Origin of the sequence: Lawsonibacter asaccharolyticus, from assembly GCF_022453915.1 — a bacterium.
GTDB classification, from domain to species: domain Bacteria; phylum Bacillota; class Clostridia; order Oscillospirales; family Oscillospiraceae; genus Lawsonibacter; species Lawsonibacter asaccharolyticus.
The window spans coordinates 275,932-295,173 of record NZ_CP091870.1; the positions used below are offsets into that span (position 1 = coordinate 275,932).

Sequence of the window (19,242 nt, forward strand, 5' to 3'; positions counted from 1 at the left end):
ACGGATGGACCTGCGGGATAGTCTGAACCGGTATTACTACGATGTAACGGTCAGTGATCTGAGGCAGATCAGCCGCACCGGCGGCGGAGAGCTGTCTTATAATAGCATCATGTATCTGGATGTGATCTCCTACCAGCGGGCCCAGGGGGAGTGTACGGTGAGCACCCTGGCCAATACCCTGCACATCACAAAGTCAGCGGTGACCATCAAGGTCAACGAGCTGGAGCGGCTGGGGATGGTGACCAAGACCCGCAGCGAGACCGACCGGAGGGTGATCCAGTTGGACGTATCCCCGCAGATGACACAGTCGCTCCGAGCCTATGAGGGCCCGTTTGAGCGGGCGATCCGGCTGGTGGAAAGGAGCTTCACACCGGAACAGATCGCGGTGTTCTGTTCCATTTTGAATACGTTTACTTCGGAATATATAAAGGATTTTTAAAATGACACAGCATGAAAAATTATTTGAGAGCCTTCCGCCCACTCGGCTGTTTTTCCGGTGCGCCTTGCCCAGCATGATAAGCATGGCGATGCTCTCCCTGTACACAGTGGCGGACGGCATCTTTGTGGGGCGCTATGTGGGCCCCAACGCTCTGGCGGCGGTCAATCTGGTGATGCCGCTGATCATGATGAGTTTCGCACTGGTGGACCTGGTGGCGGTGGGGTCCTCCGTTCAGATCTCTATCCGCCTTGGGGAAAAAAATGAGAGGGCGGCCAACCGGATCTTCAGCTTCTGCACCGGGCTGATTGTGGCGCTGTCCTGCGTCATCGGGCTGGGCGGCTTTTTCCTGGCCGGGCCGATGGTGTCCCTGATGGGGGCGGAGGCGGAGGTCACCGCCATGGGGGCGGAGTATATGCAGGTATATGCCGTATTCGCGCCAGTCATTATGGTATTCTTTGCAGTGGACAACTATCTGCGCATCTGCGGCCGGGTGCGGTACAGCATGATACTCAATGTGGTTACAGCACTGTTGAACATCGTGCTGGATTTTCTATTTTTGGTAGTTTTCCGCTGGGGGGTGGCCGCGGCAGCGGCGGCCTCCTGTCTGAGCATTGCCCTGGGTACAGTGCTGGGCTTCCTGCCCTTTGTGATGGGCCGTCTCCCTCTGCGTTTTGTTCGGGGGACCATCTCTGCCCGTCAGCTGGGGAATATTTTGGCCAATGGCAGCTCGGAGTTCTTTTCCAGTATTGCGGGATCTGTGATGATGGTCATTCTCAACAGCGTACTGCTGAGGCTGTCCGGGTCTATGGCGGTGGCGGCTTTCTCTATCGTGATGTATGTGGACAGCATCGTGGGCTCTCTGCTGTTTGGCATGGCAGATTCCATTCAGCCCGCCATCAGCTACAACTACGGCGCCCGGCGCCGGGACAGGATGCTGGCCCTGGAAAAGAGGGTGCTTTTGACAGGCGCGGCGGTGTCGCTGGCGGCTTTGCTGTGGATGCAGCTGGGGGGACAGTATGTCATCCCTCTCTTTATCCAGGGGGATGACCCCGCCCTGCTGGAGATGAGCTTGCGGGCCATGAGGCTGTTCTCCCTGTCTTATCTGCTGGGCTGGGCAGGGACCTGTCTGAGCTCCTTCTTCACCGCATTGAACCGGCCGGGACGCTCCCTGATCCTGGCCTTCAGCAAGACGCTGGTCTTTCCGCTGGCCTGTCTGGCGGTGCTGCCAGCCGCGCTGGGGCTGGACGGCGTGTGGCTGACGGCGCCGGCGGCCGGAGTGCTGACCGCCGCTCTGGCAGTCTGGTTTTTGACCGCAGTGCTGCGGCAGGAGAGAGCCCAGGACCGGCAGGAGGGGGAGGGTACACCCCAGGCGTGAGACCCGGTCCCATCATCAGAAAAAACAGGTCCTGCGCTCAGAGGAGCGCAGGACCTGTTTTAATGAATCACGGCGGTTCACGCCTCCTGGGAAATGACGGCCAGGGCCTCATCCACGGCGGAGAGGAGGTACTGGATGTCCTCCTCTGTGTGGGCGGGGGAGAAGCAGAGGCGGCTGTTGTGCAGGATGCCGCGGTCCTTCAGCAGGGCCATAAAGCGGCTGTGCTTGGGGAAGCTGGCGTTGGCCAGGGCGTCCCGGTGGTTGATGATCTTCTCCTTCTTGGTGAACACGGGAAAGAGCGCCCCCGGCATCCCCTGGACGATCATGTCCACGCCGTGCTTTCTGGCCAGAGCCTCCATGCCATCCTTGGCCATCTGGGTGTACTGGCGGATCAGGCGGAACGCCTCTCCGTCGTTGGCCTCCAGCTGCCGGATAGTCTCCAGCACAGCCGCGGCGGCCAGGGGATGGCCATTGTAGGTGCCCACGGCCAGGACGCGGTTGTCCTCGATGACCTGCATGACCTCCCGCCGGCCGGCGAAGGCGGCCACAGGGAAGCCGCCGCCGATGGCCTTGGCAAAGGTGCACAGGTCGGGGGTGACGCCGAAGTACTCCTGGGCGCCTCCCAGCGCCAGGCGGAAGCCGGTGAGGGTCTCGTCAAAGACCATCAGCACGCCATACCGGGTACACAGCTCCCGCAGTCCCTCCAGAAAGCCGGGCTCAGGCATGCAGCCGGTCATATTCAGGGTCACGGGCTCCATGATGACGCAGGCGATTTGATCCCCCTGCTGCTGGAACAGGGCGGCCAGCCCCTCCAAATCGTTGTATTCTGCCAGGAGGCAGTCATCCAGGGCGTGGGGGGCGCGGCCCTCGGTGTAGCACATGGCGGAGTAGAAGTCGTCCGGGTCCACGCCGTCCCGGGCCTGAAGATCGCCGCGGTCGGTGCGGCCGCCCAGAACGAAATCCATGCCCCCGTTGTACTGCCCCTTGAACTTTACATACAGGGGGCGTCCTGTATAAGCCCGGGCCACCCGGATGGCGTTGAAGACTGCGTCCACGCCGGAGACGGCGAAGCGGACCAGCTCGGCGCAGGGGACCACCTGCTGGATCTTTTCCGCGGCTTCGATGGCCGCCAGGCAGTCCCGGTTCGTGTAGGCCTGGTCCAGCTGCTCCCTGAGGGCCCGGCGCAGCCCCTCGTTGCTGTGGCCCAGAATAGCGGGCCCGGCGGAGAGGGAGAAGTCGTAGTACACATTGCCGTCATAGTCGGTCATGCGGCAGCCCTCGGCGCTTTTGACATAGACCGGAGCGACGCCTTTGGCCTTCTTGAAATTGGACAGGACACCGCCGGCCAGGCAGCGGCTGGCGCGCTGGAACAGAGCTTCATTTTCCGTATGGACAGTCATGTGGGTGGCCTCCTTGTGGATCGTTGTGCTCTGAGTATAACAGATGTATACATCTTGGTCAATAGAAAAAGTCTAAATTAAAAAAGAAAATTAAAAGATGCATACAATAAGAGATCCCCCGGCAGTGTCGGGGGATCTCCAAATCAATATTGAATGTGGTTCTCCAGCAGCTCTGTCAGCCGCGCCAGATCCCGGCGGCGGATGCAGTCCAGGATGGCCAGGTGCTCCGTAAGGCTCTCCTCCACCCGGGAGAGCAGGCGGACCGACAGGTACTGATACCGGCGCAGCACGGCCCGCAGGTCGTTGGTGGCCTTCTGGGCATAGCGGTTGCCGCTCTTTTGCAGGATCTGGTCGTGGAGGGCCCAGTCCGCGTCGGCAAACTCCTCCACGCGGACAGTCTCCCCCTGTTCCAGCCGTACCTGGAGGGAGCGGAAGCGGGCCTCCAGGGCGTCCAGCTCCTCTGAGGAGAAAGCGCCAATGGCGGTCCGGGCGGCCAGCACCTCCAGGGCCTGGCGCACCGCGTAGGCATCCTCGATGTCCTTCTGGGTGGCAGATTTGACGAAGGTGCCCACGCCGTCCCGGATCTCCACCAGGTCGTCCCGCATCAGCATCTTCAGGGCCTCCCGGATGGGGGTGCGGCTCATGTTCAGCTTCTGGGCCAGGGCCACCTCGCTGAGCATGGCGCCGGGGGGGAGCTGATTGTCCAGAATACGGCGCTTCAGGGTGTCATAGGCGAACTCTGCGCGGCTGGTCTTTTTCTCTTTGACGGGCAAAGGGCCACCTCCTTCAAGACGGAATGACTGATTATAACACGGAAAGGGAGAGGGAACAAGAGGATTCATAGGGAGAGGGGGGCGGGCTCTCCCATCCGGGCCACCACCTGGGCCAGCTCCGGGATGCTGGGGATGCCGCCGGGGTGCTGAGTGGAGAGGCTGGCGGCGGTGACGGAAAAGCGGGCGATCTCCTCCAGGCCGCCCCGGTCCAGCTCCTCCGGGGGGACGCGGAAGTCCAGCAGGCGGTGGAGGGCGCTCCCGCCGAAGATGTCGCCCGCGCCGGTGGTATCCACAGGGGAGACCTGGGGGGCGGTCAGGGCACAGCTCCCCCTCCGGTTCTGGAGGTAGCAGCCCCGGGGACCCAGGGTGACCATGGCCAGGGAGACGCCGCACTCCTCCAGCAGGCGGCGGGCCCCCTCCTGGGGGGAGCAGCCCCAGAGGAAGTCCACCTCCTCATCGCTGAGCTTAACCACATCCGCCTGGCACAGGCTCCACAGGATCTGGGCCCGGGCCTCCGCGGGGGAGGGCCAGAGGGGGAGACGCAGGTTGGGATCAAAGGTGACGGTCCGGCCCAGCTCCCGGGCGTAGGCCACCGCGGCCCGGGTGGCGGATCGGGCGGGCTCGTCAGTGAGGCTGAGGGAGCCGAAGTGGAAGAGACGGCAGCGCTGGATGAGGGAGCGGTCCACCTCCTCCCACCGGAGCTGGGTGTCCGCCCCCGGCTTGCGTGCAAAGCTGAAGGAGCGGTCCCCCGCGGCATCCAGGGTGACAAAGGTCAGGGTGGTGAAGGCGGAGGAGGTGAGGCGGATGCCCCGGGTCTGGACTCCAGCCCGGCGCAGGGACTCCAGAAGGAGGCGGCCGAAGGCATCCTCTCCCACCTTGCCCAGAAAGGCGGTGCGACGGCCATATCTGCTCAGGGCGGCCAGAAGATTGCCCGGCGCGCCCCCGGGATTGGCCTTGAGCGTGGGACAGCCCGCCCCATCGGTGGACACGGGGGTAAAATCAATGAGCAGCTCGCCCAGGGCCACAACGTCATAGACAGCTTCCTCACACATAAAAACACCTCCACAGCGGCCGTGGGGCCCACGGCCGGGATCATATTTCCATTATATCCGAGAGTAAGAAGAAAATCCAGAAAAAGCGGGGGCGCGCACGATGCGCCCCTCAAAAATGCCCATGGGTCCTGTGGAGGCGGGACAGAAATGGGCATAGTCCCGCTTGATTTCCATAATTTGTATTGAAACGTCTCACAAAAAGCTCTTTCCCTCCGGTTTTGAGCGGGTCCGGATCTGCCGGGCCCAGTCAGGACAGGAGGGATTTTTTATGGCAAGGGGACAGACTCAGTATTATGGACTGAATCAATGGGAGGCTGCGGACCAGGTGCTCCGGACGGAGTTTAACGCGGATAATCAAAAGATCGACGGGGCGCTGAAAGCCATGCGGGATCTGATCGTCAGCCCCAGCGTTCTCAATGCGGTACTGGATAAGCTGCGCAGTGATATCAACGCCCTGTCTGCCCGGGTGGATAAGCTGGAGGAGAGGTGAGAGAGCCCCCCGGAGCAAATGCTCCGGGGGGCTTATATTAGGATACCAAAAACTCGTCTAGACTCTTAGCCCTTCCAGACAAACTCCACGGTCACATCACCGGTGGGATTGCTGATGGTACCAGACCAGACGGGAGCCTTAGCCTCCTTGGTCACCCAATACACAGTTGTGCCAGAGGAGGAGATAGCTCCAGCCACAGGAGTCTTACAATCAGCATCGGAATAAATGGTGCCAAACTCATTCTGGAGTAACTTCAGCATGGCATCATCTTTGATGGTGGCATGGTCAGTCTCCTGAGCCCAGCCGTTCACCTTGGTGAACTCGCCAGTAGCACCGGTTACCTTTACCTCGTAGCTGGTGGCACCCACCCAGGGAGTGGTCAGTTCCACATCAATCTTACCATCGGTAACGATTTTAGTAGCACCCTTGGTAACGGTCAGTTCGCGCTGATCGCCACTGTTGTTGTCGTACCAATACTGGGGATAAGTCACAGTGTACTCATCGGGATCGGCATCCACATTGATGGTCACATCGCCAGTTCCAGCGGGAATGGTGACGGTCCAGGTCTTGGTGTCGATCTTGGAAGCCTGAGCGCAGCTCACGGAAGTGATGGTGTAGCCTGCCTTGGCGGTCAGAGTCACAACGGCCTCAGCGTCAACAGCGATACCAGTCTTGTCGGCCTGGGCCTCGCCATTCACGATAACCTTGCGGCCATCAGCCTGAACAGTGGCCTTAGCCTCGATCTTACCAGCGGCGTTCACAACCAGCTCGCCGGAGGCAGCGGTGGTCAGAGTGTAGCCGGGCTTGGCCTTGGCAGTCCAAGTCAGCTTGGTGCCCTTCTCAACATTCAGGGTGGCATTCTCGGTGTACTCCTTGCCGTTGACGGTCAGAACAGCGTTCTCAACCTCGATGGCCACGTCGAAATTCTCGACAGTGCTCTTCTCCACGATGTAGACTAGACGGGCAGTCTCGTGATCGTTGGCGTCCTTCACGACGGTAACATAGGTGTTGGTCTTCTCAGAAGCGTCATACTCCTCCATGTCGTTCAGGTTGCCCTCGGAGATATCGAACTTGGTGGACTTGGTGTTGTCAACATAGACGAAGACGGTCTCCTCGTCCACATCGTACTTCACGGACTTGTCCTGGGTCTTAGTGATCCAGAAAGCGTCATCGCCCACGGCGTTGACAAGGTTGTTGCCCAGAGCAACTTCCTCGATCTCGGTGATATACTCCTCGTCCACGGTCTTCAGGACCTTGTACAGCACGCCGGCCTTCAGGTCGTCGCCGTTGTTCAGAGCATCATAGGCAACATACAGCTGAGACTGCTTCTCGCCGTTGACATAAGCCTTGGAGAAGTCCCAATACTTGTCGTCATCGTGCTTGAAGCTCTCGCGGTCGGTCTTGGAGAGCATGAAGTAGGTATTGGCGTTGTCGTAGAACTCGCCCTCGATGATGAAGACGACCTCAGCGACCTTGTTGTCCAGGACATAGGCCAGCTTGGCCTCGGACACATCGGGAACCTCATCGTAGCCAATGTAGGCCTTCTCGCCGTCCACGTCCACGAAGACGGTCTTCTTATCCACGATGAACTCGTTATTGCCGTCGGAGACATAGGCCTTGCCGTTGTTGATCTCGGCATTGTCCATATCCTTGCTGGCAACATAAGTCAGGGTGTACATGCCGGAATCGCTGACAGAGTACTTCCAGACCTTCCCGTCGATGTTGGTCTCCCAGCCGTACTTGTCGGCATCGGCCTTCTGAGTCCAAGCGATCTTATCGCCAATCTCATCAGGAGTCTTCTTCAGATCTTCCTTCACATCGACCTTGGGGTTGGTGCCGTCGGTCAGAACGACCTTAGCGACCCAGTCCTTCAGCTCCTCATCGGAGTCCTCAACGTACAGGTACTTGGTCTCGCCCTCGTCCTTAGCAAAGCCCAGCACATAGCCGTTGGGATCCAGGTACAGGGTGTAATCGTCGCCCAGGGTGGGGTGCGTACGGTCGCCCAGGCTATCCAGATCATAGACCATGTGGTCGCGCTCGTCGCTGTCTCTATCAACAGAATAGGAGTAGGGGTACTTGGTGCCGTCATCCAGCTTCAGATAGGTATCCTTGCTGTCGTCGTCCTTCTCCACGCGGCTGACCTCGCCGGAAGCAGTCTCGGGAGCAAAAGCCTCGGCGATAACATACTCATCGTCGTCATTCTGGTCCACGGTGAAGACAACATAGTCATCCTCAGCAAAGCCCTCCACATAGAAGGTCTTGTCGTCCAGAGCGGGCACGCCCTTGGACAGGGGCTTCACGGTGATGTACTCGCCGTCAGCATCCTCTTTCACCTTGGTGACCTGGCCGATGTAGTTGTTGATCTCAACAACAGTGACAGTCTGGTCAGCGTCGTCGATGTAGATCTCGGTGACAGTCCCGTCGGCAGTGTAGCGGTAGGTATCGCTATTCTTGCTCTCGGGCAGAACGATTTTCTCGTCGTCCTTGCCAGACCACTCCTTGCCGTTTACAAACACGGTCCAGTCGTAGCCGTCCTTCTTGTCCTCGCTGAGCTCGGTGCAGACACTCTTGCCCAGATCTTTGTACACATCCTCGGAGTCAGTATCCTCGGTGTAGACATAGTCGGGGATGTTGGCAACGGTGATGATCTGATCCTTGTCCAGCATCCGGACCAAGGAGGTGATCAGACCGCCGTCCTCGGTCAGATTATCGGTCTTGCTGGTGCTGCCAGCCTCAGTCTTGACGTTGTAAGAGCCGGTGCCCCAGGTGGTGGCGGGACGGCCATAGATGGTCTCGGTGTTGGTCTTATAGACCAGGTCGAAGTTCTTATAGCCCAGGGTCTGCAGGTAGTTGAACTCCAGGGAGTAGATGATGCCCTGGTTCTCGTTGTAGTACACGCCCAGCAGCTCATTGTACTGAACGGGCACAGCCTTGGTCAGGGCGTTGAACACCAGCTCAGCCACGTTGTCGCGGGTCAGACCCTCGTTGGCGGCCAGCTTCAGGTCGCCGTACAGGCCCAGAGCGGTGCCCTTGGCGGTGGCGGCCAGCATCCAGTTGTCGCCAAAGTCAGCGGCGCTCTGGAAGTAGCCCAGGGCGCGGCACAGCATCAGCACGGCCTGCGCGGTGGTCACGGTGGCGTTGGGGTCGAACTTGCCGTCGCCCACACCGGCCACGATGCCCAGGCTGGAGCACAGGTTCACATAGCCCTGCGCCCAGGCGGGGACGTCGGTGAACACGCTGGTCTCCGCGAACTGGTTGACGTTCACACCGGCGCCATACAGCATGGTGCAGATGATGACCGCCATCTCGGCGCGGGTGACTACGTTCTCGGGGCCGAAGGACCCGTCCTCGTAGCCTTCGAACATGCCGATGGCAGAGGTGACCGCCACGGCATCCTGATTGACGATCTCGGCCTTGTCGGTGAAATCGTCGATACCCTTAGCGCTGGAGCCCACGACCATCATGCCCAGGAGCATAACGGAAGCCAGAGCCAGGCTGAGAGCACGCTTCAGGTTTCTCATTGGATATTCCTCCTTTTTATATTGACAAAAGTCGCTGTTTTCTGACAAACTGGGCCTTTCCGGAACATTTCGGCCCACTATGCCTGTACAACACTTCTGGCACAGGAGGAATTGGTTATAAAAAGGGGAAGATCAGGGGAAAAATCTCTGGGATCACGCCTAAAAAGTTTCCCTGGTAGACATTTGGTAGACACGCAAAAACAGAAGGAACGGCAGGGCCCTGAAACTCCAGGCCCCCGCCGCCCTTTTTTGGTAGACTTTTGGTAGACATCGCGCAAATCGGTGTTCTTATGATACCCAGAGAAAATTGCTGCGCAGATCCTGCATTTTGTTTCACAGGGACAGGGAAATCGTTCCCGTCTCAGAACAATATAAGAAGAGTGCCACACCTATTGGTGTGGCACTCTTCCTCTTGGTGGAGACAACAGAACTCGAATCTGTGACCTTCCGCGTGTGAGGCGGACGCTCTACCGGCTGAGCTATGCCTCCATATGGACGGCTCAAAAAAAGGTGGTGACCCGGACGGGAATCGAACCCGTGTTACCGCCGTGAAAGGGCGGTGTCTTAGCCGCTTGACCACCGGGCCGTATATGGCTCAGAGCCAATGCTCTGTTAGATTGTAATGGTAGCGGCACCTGGATTTGAACCGGGGACACTGCGGGTATGAACCGCATGCTCTAGCCAACTGAGCTATGCCGCCATGTCTGCCCGTCTCGAACAGGGCAAGAGTTAGTATAACCGAAGTGTTCCGATTTGTCAACATTTTTTTGCAAGAAAATCTGTTATTTTTTCCGGTGGGAAAAGAGCGGGGACGAAGGGGGCTCCGCCCCTGCTCTTTAGGTCAGTGCAGAAGAACAGAAAGCCCAAAGGCGACAGCGGCAGGGATCAGATTTTCCCAACGGAAGGGATGGTCCAGCAGTCCGCGGATCAGCAGGACCGCGGCGGCGATGCGCAGAAGCCAGGGCAGCAGGCCCAGGATGACTAGGAACGGCACACTGAGGATGGTCAGCACCACGCCCAGGACCAGGATCACAGCCAGGCAGAGCAGAGACAGCGTGAATAGGGTAATCATTTTGAATTTCCTCCTTCCTACTGACGCTATCCTACCATTTGATTCTGAAAGGGGGAGAAAGCCAGCATTAAAAACAGCTTAAAAGCGGCGGCGGTCATACCTTTTATTCCGGATGGAACTGGGCGCGGTACTGGTGCATCCGCACGGAAAACAGCTCACCGGTGGAGGGAGGGGTATAAGTAATGGCGTTGGCTCCGGCCTGGATGGTGCGGAGGATGTCCTCCTCTGTGGGGCCCCCGGTGGCAATGATGGGGATGTCTGGGAAATCTTTTCGAATCTTGGCCACGATCTCAGGGGTGCGTGCGGCCCCTGAGATATTCAGAATATCGGCTCCGGCCCGGACACGCCCGGCGACATCCATCTCAGAAGAGATGATGGTGGCGATGACCGGGATGTCCACCACATGCTTGATCTGGGTGATGGTCTCGTCTGTGATGGGGGCGTTGACCACAACGCCGAAGGCCCCCTGGTGCTCTGCGTACTCCGCCTGCCGGACGGAGCGGGAGCCGCTGGTCATCCCGCCTCCCACGCCCACGAACACCGGGACGTCGGCCACACTGATGATGGCCTGGGCGATGGAGGGCTGGGGGGTAAAGGGATAGACCGCGATGATGGCGTCTCCGTTGACGTTCTTGATGATGGCTACATCGGTGGTGAACACCAGGGATTTGATGCGGCGGCCAAAGATGCGGATGCCGCTGCATTCTGAAATACAGTGGGGGACGGCCAGCAAATGGCTGCGCAGAGTCCCGCTGTATGTAGGGATCTTTTTCATAGGCGTAGTACCTCCTGCGGATGAGACAGGTTTGGGGGTGTCAGGTCAGGTCCTGGATGTGGATCTGATAGATCTTGGCCGGGCGGCCTCTCAAGTTGAGCTGCCGCCGGAACTGTACAGAGGCGTAGCCGCCGGCCTCCAGCTTGGATAGGATCCGGAGAGCACTGCGAGGGGTGATATCCAGATAGAAGGATAGCTCCTCCGCAGAGAGAGTGTCGTTTCCTTTCTGGGTAAGGACGGAGACGATCTTACTCAAATAGAGGGGGGAGATGGAGAGACGGCGGCTGAGCTCCAGCCGCTTTTCATCGGGCGCATCAGTATAGGAAATGCGGCGGACGCTGGAGAGCGGGCCGATGATGGTGTTGTCCTCCATCACGATAAAGGCGGCGGACCCCTTGCACAGCAGCGCCTCTTTCAGCGCCCGCTGGGCGTTTCGGTGGGCATCCACTACGTTGCCGGCACAGCCCCAGGCGGTACAGATGGGAAAATCCAGTCCCGCCTCCAGAAAGGCAGTCACAGGACAGATGGTGTACTGCTGCGTGAGGTCTTTCAGGACTGAAATATTGGTGGTGATCTCATAGTGCTCCCCGTGCTCATAGATGAGGAAGGGGGTGCCGAATTGTTTATTGCAGGCCTGAAGACGGTCCCCCAGTGCGGCCCACTGTTCCTTGGACAGGGGCATGATGGAACGGATCAGCCCCAGGCAGGCGGCGGAATCATGCATAGACTGGGTGCGCAGCTGCATGACCAGACCGCGGAAGGTCTCCAGCATAGAACCGGGAGAGGGGAAAAGGAACCTGTGGCGGATATTGTGCTGACGGAAGTAGTCCTCCATACTGCCGAAACGGGTCACCAGCAGGTCCACCTTTCCGCTGTCCCAAATCTCTTTGTAGTACAGTTTGAGAGGCTGATACCAGTCCGCGGCGTCCACTGTGCTCCAGTCGATGGGGGCGGTGCCCAAGAGAGGGACACCGTCCCTGAGAAAGATAGAGTGGAAATCTACTGGGATCTCCGGCCGGTCGAAGTAAATGCGTGAGAAATCAAGCTCCGGATTTTGGACCGCCAGGTGGGCGATCAGCTGATAGTAGTCTCGGTCAGAGATATTGAAGTAGGAATGGGGGATCTCTTCCACACTGGGAAATCGCTTTCGGATGACATTATAAGGGTAGGAACCGCTGAATATCAGGGCATCGAACTGCTCCGCGTTTTGCTCATAGAGATAGAGCAGGTGCTCCAGAGTGGTATAGGGCAGGTAGGTGACATTGCAGAAGGTGCGGATCTCCTGATCGATGTCCATGATGTGCTGGAGGGAGCGTGTGGTGGTAAAAATGCCGACAGAGTTCATTGGGACCGATCACCTCAGCTCATATTATATCGGAACCGCTCCGCGCAGACAAGCGTATGACGCAAAATAAGACGAAAATCTTTTCTGCGTGTCGTCAAATCAAGATGTCCAAAAGAACGGCCAGATATGCAAGATAAAGCTGGTGATCTGACTAAATCAAGAACAAAATATTTGTAATAAACGGGGAAATTAAAAAATGCTGTCCTTTTCTATTGACAGTCTGGGCATGGAAATAGTATAGTTACACCATAATTTCCGAAACATGTCTGTAATTATATATTTAATTTCCAATAATTCCGAGACAGGAGCAGTAGGAAGGAGAACGAGTAAATGGCGACAAAAAAGGAGCGGGCGCTGGAGGTCATTGAGGAAAAAAAGGCGCTGCTTTGGCCCATGAGCGACACGCTGTGGGACCACCCGGAGACCGGGTTCCACGAGCGCTATGCCGCTGAGCTCTATGGCAAGACGCTGGAGCAGGAGGGCTTTCAGGTGGAGCGGGAGCTGGCCGGCATCCCCACCGCCTTTTCCGGGACCTATGGCCAGGGCGGGCCGGTGATCGGATTTTTGGGAGAATTTGACGCGCTGCCCGGTCTCAGCCAGGCGGCCGGAGCGGACGAAAAGCGGCCGGTGGAAGAGAACGGCCCCGGACACGGGTGCGGGCACAATCTGCTGGGGGTCGGCTCGCTGGCCGCCGCCATCGCCCTGAAGCACTACCTGCAGGACTCCGGCCTCCCCGGCACCGTCAAATTCTTCGGATGCCCGGCGGAAGAAAACGGGTCCGGGAAAGGATTCATGGCGCGGGATGGCGTGTTTAATGGAGTGGACATCGCTTTCAGCTGGCATCCCGGGGAAGTAAATAGCGTCTCTACGGAGAGCACCATGGCCAACTACCAGATCAGCTACCGCTTCCAGGGAGTGTCGGCCCACGCAGCCATGTCTCCCGAGCTGGGAAGGAGCGCCTTGGACGCCCTGGAGCTGATGAATGTGGGAGTGCAGTTCCTGCGAGAACACGTCCCCACAGACACCCGCATCCACTATGCCATCACTGATACAGGGGGCAATGCCCCCGGTGTAGTGCAGTCCCACGCCCAGGCACTGTATCTGCTGAGAGCAGTCCAGCTGCCTCAGGTAAAGGAGCTCTACCAGCGGGTCAATCAAATTGCCAGAGGAGCGGCAATGATGACAGGGACAGAGGTGGAGATCACATTTATCAAATCATGCTCCAACATGCTCATTAACACGGAGCTCAACCAGCTGATGCAGCGAAACTTGGTGGAGGTCGCCCCTGTCCAGCTGGAGGAGGAGGACCTGGAACTGGCCCGGCGCATTCGGGAGACATTGGGCCCAGTACACTCTTATTTCGATACTGTGGCCGCTGAGATTACCGACCCGGAGGAGCGTGCCAGAGTGGCGGCGGATGCCGATTCCCTGGTCCATAGGATCGTGCTCCCGCTGGCCAGAGAACGTCAGGGCTTTGTCTCCTCCGATGTGGGCGATGTAAGCTGGAACTGCCCGGTAGCGCAGATCAATGCCGCCACCATGCCAGCAGGAGTGCCCATGCACTCCTGGCAGATGGTAGCTGTAGGGAAATCTGCTATGGCAAAAAAGGGGATGCTTTATGCCGCCAAGGTCATGGCCGGGTCGGCCATTGACGCGCTGGAGGACCCCGAGATCATACGCCGGGCCCAGGAGGAATTCTGCCAACGCACAGGTGGTCAGAAATACGCGTCCCCCATACCGCCGGAGGTAAAGCCTAGGATCGACTGAACGGCTCTGGCCGGCGCACGGAAAAGTGGCCCGCTTGGTAGGGAGGGGCGGGCATAGCCTGAGACGGAGAAAAGCAGAGGAGGAAAAAAGAATGTCACCTATTGTAATCTGTATCGCGCTGTTTGTGGTGATGCTTGTTCTGTTCTTCACGAACAAGATCCCCATGTCCTTTACCGCGCTGGCGGCCATGGTGGCCCTGGTGCTCTTCGGATGCCTGGACAGCAGTGCGGCCATTGCCACATTTGGCAGCAACACGGTCATCACCATGGCCTCCATGTTCGTAGTGGCCGCGGGACTGACCCGGACCCAGATGATCAATAATGTCACCAGGTTGCTGTACAAGGTCACGGAGGGCTCCTTCACCAAGGTACTGGCGTCCTATGTGGTGATCACCTGCATCATTGGACAGTTCGTGCCCAGTATCGTGGCCATCTTCGCGCTGGTCCACCCGCTGGTCCAGAACATGTGCGACAGAATGAACATCAGTCCCTCCAAAATGATGTACCCCATTGCCATCGCGGCCGTTTCCACCAGCTTCATCATCGAGCCCATCGGCCCCTATGCCGCCTGGTATGTGACGCAGAACGGGTACATGGAGTCCTATGGGTGGACCTCTACCCAGCTGAACATGTGGAACGAGACGGCGGTCTTCCTGCCGGTGGGGATCGTCACTATCCTGCTGGCCATTTTTGTTGTTCCTCGCTTCCTCCCCGATCAGCCGGAGCGGCCCATTACGGCCATCGGCGGGCGCAAGCTCCAGGAGCAGGCTCCCCTCAGTCCGGTGCGGGAGTTCCTGGGCTACGGTGTGTTCGTGGCCGTCATTCTCGGCCTGATGCTGGGCTATACCTCCTGGCAGGTGACGCTGATCGGCGCCATCGTTCTGGTGGCCTCCGGGGTGCTGACAGAGCGGGAAGCCATTGAAAACATGAACATGAGCACCGTCCTGCTATATGTGGGCGTGTCCGCATTTGGAACGGCTCTGGCCCAGACCGGTGCCGCCGAAATGCTGGCCGATGTGTTCTCCAAGATGCTGGATGGGATTACCAACGGCTATATTGTCGGCTTCACTTTCTATGTGGTGGGCTTCCTGATGACCTCCCTGCTGTACAACCGGGCCGTGAGCACGGTGCTGATCCCCCTGGTGGTCATTACATGCAGTTCTATCGGCTGTGACCCCCGCGGTCCCATCATCCTGGTGGCGCTGTCCACCATGTCCTCTCTGGTCACCCCCATGGCCACTGCTGTGGTCCCTATGGCGATGAATGCTGGCGGATACAGCGCTAAGACCTGCCTGAAAGTCGGACTCATTCCCGGCGTGGTCCGCGGGATCGTGGGCACCCTGATCGCTATGACCCTGTACCCCATGTAAACTGGTGTTAAATGGAACCGCGCGCCGACAGCTCCCTGGATACAAAACACTCCCCCGAAGGCTTACTGCGTTCGGGGGAGTGTTTTTTGACATTTTACTTGAAATATTCCGCGCCGGACTCGAACAGCGGCTGGTGCTTATCTCCGGGAATGTTCCGGCCCACAAAGTCGCCGTACCGCTCCGAGTGCCCCATCTTGCCGAACACCCGGCCGTCCGGGGAGAAGATGCCCTCGATGGACATGATGGAGCCGTTGGGGTTGACGTCGATGTCCAGGGAGGGGACGCCCGCCCCGTCCACATACTGGGTGGCCACCTGGCCGTTCTGGATCAGACGGCGGACCATCTCGTCGGAGGCCACAAAGCGGCCCTCGCCGTGGGAGATGGGGATGGCGTGCAGGTCGCCCACCTGGGACTTCAGCATCCAGGGGGAACGGACCGAGGCCACCCGGGTGGTGACGTACCGGCTCTGGTGCCGGCCGATCAGGTTGTAGGTCAGAGTGGGGCACTGATCGTCCATGGGGCGGATCTCCCCGTATGGGACCAGCCCCAGCTTGATGAGGGCCTGGAAGCCGTTGCAGATGCCCAGCATCAGGCCGTCCCGGTCCCGAAGCAGGTCATGGATCGCATCGGTCAGCCGGGGGTTGCGCAGGAAGGAGGCGATGAACTTTCCGGAGCCGTCGGGCTCGTCGCCGCCGGAGAAGCCGCCGGGCAGGACCACCATCTGGCTGCGGCGGATGGCCTCTTCAAGGGCCTGAGCGGACTGGGCCAGCAGGTCGGTGGACAGGTTGCGGACCACCACGATCTCGGGCTGGATGCCCGCCCGCAGGCATGCCTGGGCGGTGTCATATTCGCAGTTGGTGCCGGGGAAGACAGGGATGACCGCCCGGGGCCGGGCCGTCCGGCTCTGGCAGACGATGGGGGCTCGCTCCCCGCAGGAGATGGCCTCCACTTTTTCCGTCTTTCCCGCCCGGGTGGGATACACCTGCTCCAGCACCCCTTCGTTCCGCTCCAGCAGCTCGGCAACGGAGGCGGTGTCCTCCCCGATGGTAATGACTGGCTCCTGGGTGGTGGTGCCGATGCGCCAGGCCATGCCGGGGAGGAACTCCTCCCCTTCCAGCTCAAACACGATGGCGCCGGAGCAGGGGCCGTACCAGGGAGCGGCGGCATCCACATCGGCCTGGAAGCCGATGGAGTTGCCGAAGGACATCTTCATCACCGCCTCGGCCACGCCGCCGGCCTCCACCGCCCAGGCGGCCTTCACCTTGCCCTGGCGGCACAACTGGTGGAAGGAGTCCCAGGCAGTCTTCAGCTCCCCATAGGAGGGGAAGCCGGGCAGCAGATACACCGGGTGCCCCGCCCCCTTGAATTCGGGCGTGAGCACTTCCCCGGCCTTGGCGGGGGCGATGGCGAAGGAGATCAGCGTGGGGGGCACGTCCAGATCCAGGAAGGAGCCAGACATGGAATCCTTGCCGCCGATGGCAGCCACATCCAGCCCCAGCTGGGCGTCCAGGGCCCCCAGCAGGGCAGAGAAGGGCTTGCCCCAGCGCAGGGGCTCGTCCCGAAGCTTCTCAAAATACTCCTGGAAAGTGAGGTAGGCCTGGCGGCGGTCACAGCCGGCGGCCACCAGCTTGGCCATAGAGTCCACCACTGAGGCAGCCGCACCGGTGAAGGGGTCGCGGACCATGGTGTCTGGGTCGAAGCCCCAGGCCATCACGGAGCACAGGTCGGTGCTCTGGCCGGGCAGCACGGGCAGCAGGGCGGCCATAGACTGGGCCGGGGTGCGCTGGGTGCTCCCGCCGAAGGGCATGAGCACGGAGGCGGCGCCGATGGAGCCGTCAAACCGCTCGGTCAGTCCCCGGCGGGAGGCGCACTTCAGGCTGGAGGCCATGTCCCGCAGGTCCCGGAACCGGGGGGAGGGCTGCCGCTGGGCGGCGGAGCGGTCGGGTACGGTGACAGAGGTGTGCTTGTCCGCCCCGTTGGTGTCCAGGAAAGCCCGGGACAGGTCGGCGATGGTCTGGCCCTTCCAGGTCATCACCATCCTGGGGCTCTCCGTGACCACCGCCACGGGGTATGCCTCCAGGTTTTCCGCCTGAGCGGCGGCGATGAAGCGGTCCGCGTCCTCCGGGGCCACCACCACTGCCATGCGCTCCTGGCTCTCAGAGATGGCCAGTTCGGTGCCGTCCAGGCCGTCATACTTCTTGCGTACCGCGTCCAAGTCGATGCGCAGGCCGGCGGCCAGCTCGCCGATGGCCACGGAGACGCCGCCGGCGCCGAAGTCGTTGCACCGCTTGATCATGCGGGTGACCTGGCTGTCCCGGAAGAGGCGCTGGATCTTCCGCTCCTCGGGGGCGTTGCCCTTCTGGACCTCGCTGGCCATGGTGGTGAGGGAAGCCTTGTTGTGGCTCTTGGAGGAGCCGGTGGCTCCGCCGATGCCGTCCCGGCCGGTGCGGCCGCCCAGCAGGACGACCACGTCCCCGGGGGCAGGACGCTCCCGCACCACGTTGGAGGCCGGCGCGGCGCCCACCACGGCGCCCACCTCCAGGTGCTTGGCCACATAGCCGTCGTGGTACACCTCGGCCACATGGCCGGTGGCCAGGCCGATCTGGTTGCCGTAGGAAGAGTAGCCGGCGGCGGCGGTGGTGGCCAGCTTGCGCTGGGGCAGCTTGCCCTCCATGGTCCGGTCATAGGGGGCGCGGGGGTCGCCGCACCCGGTCAGGCGCAGAGCCTGATACACATAGGCCCGGCCGGAAAGCGGGTCCCGGATGCAGCCGCCGATGCAGGTGGCCGCGCCGCCGAAGGGTTCGATCTCGGTGGGGTGGTTGTGGGTCTCGTTCTTGAACATGAGCAACCAGTCCTGCGCCTCCCCGTCCACCGTGGCGGTGACGTGGATGGAACAGGCGTTGATCTCCTCCGACTGGTCCAGGTTCTGGAGCAAGCCCCGCTTTTTCAGCACCTTGGCTCCGATGGTGGCCAGGTCCATCAGGGTCTGGGGCCGGGCCGCGGCCTTCTCCGGTCCGTACACCTCCGCTCGGGCGGTGAGGTAGCGGCGGTAGGCGGAGTCCACCGCGGGGTCCAGGATCTCCACCCGGTCGATGTGGGTGGAAAAGGTGGTGTGGCGGCAGTGGTCAGACCAGTAGGTATCCACCACACGGACCTCCGTGATGGTGGGGTCCCGCTTCTCCTCATCCCGGAAATAGGCCTGGAGGAACTTCAGGTCGTCCAGGTCCATGGCCAGCCCCAGCTGGAAGAGCAGGCCGGCCAGTCCGGGCTCGTCCAGGGTGGTAAAGCCCTGGATCACGGCCACATGGTCGGGGGCCTCGTGGGTGCGGACCAGGGTGGCCGGCTTGTCCATGGAGGCCTCCCGGCTCTCTACCGGGTTGATGAGGTAGCGGCGGATCTTGTCCAGCTCCTCCTCAGTGAGCCGGCCGCCCAGCAGGTACACCTTGGCGTAGGCGATCAGGGGGCGGTCCACCCCGGCCATGAGCTGGATGCACTGGGCGGCGGAGTCGGCCCGCTGGTCGAACTGCCCCGGCAGGGCCTCCACCGCCAGGATGCGGTGGGGATACTCGGGGACGGGGAAAGTCTCGTCATACACCGCATCCACCTGGGGCTCGGAGAAGACGATGCCCTTGGCCTGCTCATAGATCGCGGGGTCGATCTGGTCGGCGTCGTAGCGGTTCAGAATGACCACAGACTCCAGGCCGCGGATGCCCAGCTGGTCCCGCAGAGCACCCAGCAGCCCCTGGGCCTCCACATCGAATCCGGTCTTTTTCTGTGAATAACAGCGCAGTACGCTCATGTCCATTCCTCCAGATATATATTATTTTTTATGTTTCGATCCGTCTGTGTGTCCCGCCCCCGGGG

13 protein-coding genes and 3 tRNA genes are annotated in these 19,242 nt (G+C 60.3%); 5 read left to right on the forward strand and 11 right to left on the reverse strand.

Translation table 11 applies throughout. The features are described from left to right. Nucleotides 1-4 precede the first annotated feature (4 nt). Nucleotides 5-439, forward strand: a complete 435-nt coding sequence (locus tag L9O85_RS01320; protein WP_050622907.1) for a MarR family winged helix-turn-helix transcriptional regulator — start codon at nt 5-7, stop codon at nt 437-439. A gap of 1 nt (nt 440) precedes the next feature. Then, complete coding sequence (locus L9O85_RS01325; protein WP_276756447.1) at nt 441-1,814, forward strand: MATE family efflux transporter; 1,374 nt, start codon at nt 441-443, stop codon at nt 1,812-1,814. 77 nt (nt 1,815-1,891) lie between these two features. Here L9O85_RS01325 and L9O85_RS01330 read toward each other — a convergent pair whose 3' ends face one another. The 3 genes from L9O85_RS01330 to L9O85_RS01340 form a co-directional block, all read right to left on the reverse strand. Beyond that, nucleotides 1,892-3,214 (reverse strand): aspartate aminotransferase family protein, encoded by a 1,323-nt coding sequence (locus L9O85_RS01330; RefSeq protein ID WP_301579278.1) that lies wholly within the window; start codon nt 3,212-3,214, stop codon nt 1,892-1,894. Between the two features lie 143 nt (nt 3,215-3,357). Then, nucleotides 3,358-3,987: a GntR family transcriptional regulator gene (locus L9O85_RS01335; RefSeq protein ID WP_256183248.1), complete on the reverse strand. Its 630-nt coding sequence runs from the start codon at nt 3,985-3,987 to the stop codon at nt 3,358-3,360. Between the two features lie 65 nt (nt 3,988-4,052). Then, nucleotides 4,053-5,039, reverse strand: coding sequence for a carbohydrate kinase family protein (locus tag L9O85_RS01340; protein ID WP_301579279.1), 987 nt, complete (start codon nt 5,037-5,039; stop codon nt 4,053-4,055). A 268-nt stretch (nt 5,040-5,307) separates the two neighbouring features. Between L9O85_RS01340 and L9O85_RS01345 the strand changes: the two genes are divergently transcribed. Next, nucleotides 5,308-5,529: a hypothetical protein gene (locus L9O85_RS01345; protein WP_050622902.1), complete on the forward strand. Its 222-nt coding sequence runs from the start codon at nt 5,308-5,310 to the stop codon at nt 5,527-5,529. Nucleotides 5,530-5,594: 65 nt separating this feature from the next. Here L9O85_RS01345 and L9O85_RS01350 read toward each other — a convergent pair whose 3' ends face one another. The 7 genes from L9O85_RS01350 to L9O85_RS01380 form a co-directional block, all read right to left on the reverse strand. Beyond that, entirely contained in the window at nt 5,595-9,050 is a 3,456-nt protein-coding gene (locus L9O85_RS01350; RefSeq protein ID WP_301579280.1) for an S-layer homology domain-containing protein, read from the reverse strand. A 413-nt stretch (nt 9,051-9,463) separates the two neighbouring features. Next, nucleotides 9,464-9,539 (reverse strand) — tRNA-Val (locus L9O85_RS01355). Between the two features lie 22 nt (nt 9,540-9,561). Beyond that, nucleotides 9,562-9,636: transfer RNA gene (locus tag L9O85_RS01360), tRNA-Glu, on the reverse strand. A gap of 37 nt (nt 9,637-9,673) precedes the next feature. Next, nucleotides 9,674-9,750: transfer RNA gene (locus tag L9O85_RS01365), tRNA-Met, on the reverse strand. A 141-nt stretch (nt 9,751-9,891) separates the two neighbouring features. After that, nucleotides 9,892-10,122, reverse strand: a complete 231-nt coding sequence (locus tag L9O85_RS01370; protein ID WP_050622815.1) for a hypothetical protein — start codon at nt 10,120-10,122, stop codon at nt 9,892-9,894. Nucleotides 10,123-10,225: 103 nt separating this feature from the next. Further along, entirely contained in the window at nt 10,226-10,897 is a 672-nt protein-coding gene (locus L9O85_RS01375) for a hydrolase (RefSeq protein ID WP_050622814.1), read from the reverse strand. A gap of 40 nt (nt 10,898-10,937) precedes the next feature. After that, complete coding sequence (locus tag L9O85_RS01380) at nt 10,938-12,242, reverse strand: hypothetical protein (protein ID WP_108980417.1); 1,305 nt, start codon at nt 12,240-12,242, stop codon at nt 10,938-10,940. A gap of 330 nt (nt 12,243-12,572) precedes the next feature. Between L9O85_RS01380 and L9O85_RS01385 the strand changes: the two genes are divergently transcribed. Then, nucleotides 12,573-14,009 carry a M20 family metallopeptidase gene (locus L9O85_RS01385; protein WP_050622812.1) on the forward strand — a complete coding sequence of 479 codons (1,437 nt, stop codon included), beginning with the start codon at nt 12,573-12,575 and terminating at the stop codon, nt 14,007-14,009. 91 nt (nt 14,010-14,100) lie between these two features. Then, nucleotides 14,101-15,378 carry an SLC13 family permease gene (locus tag L9O85_RS01390; protein ID WP_050622811.1) on the forward strand — a complete coding sequence of 426 codons (1,278 nt, stop codon included), beginning with the start codon at nt 14,101-14,103 and terminating at the stop codon, nt 15,376-15,378. Nucleotides 15,379-15,472: 94 nt separating this feature from the next. Here the strand turns inward: L9O85_RS01390 and L9O85_RS01395 are convergent, their stop codons facing one another. Further along, entirely contained in the window at nt 15,473-19,177 is a 3,705-nt protein-coding gene (locus L9O85_RS01395) for a phosphoribosylformylglycinamidine synthase (RefSeq protein ID WP_430688774.1), read from the reverse strand. Nucleotides 19,178-19,242 lie beyond the last annotated feature (65 nt).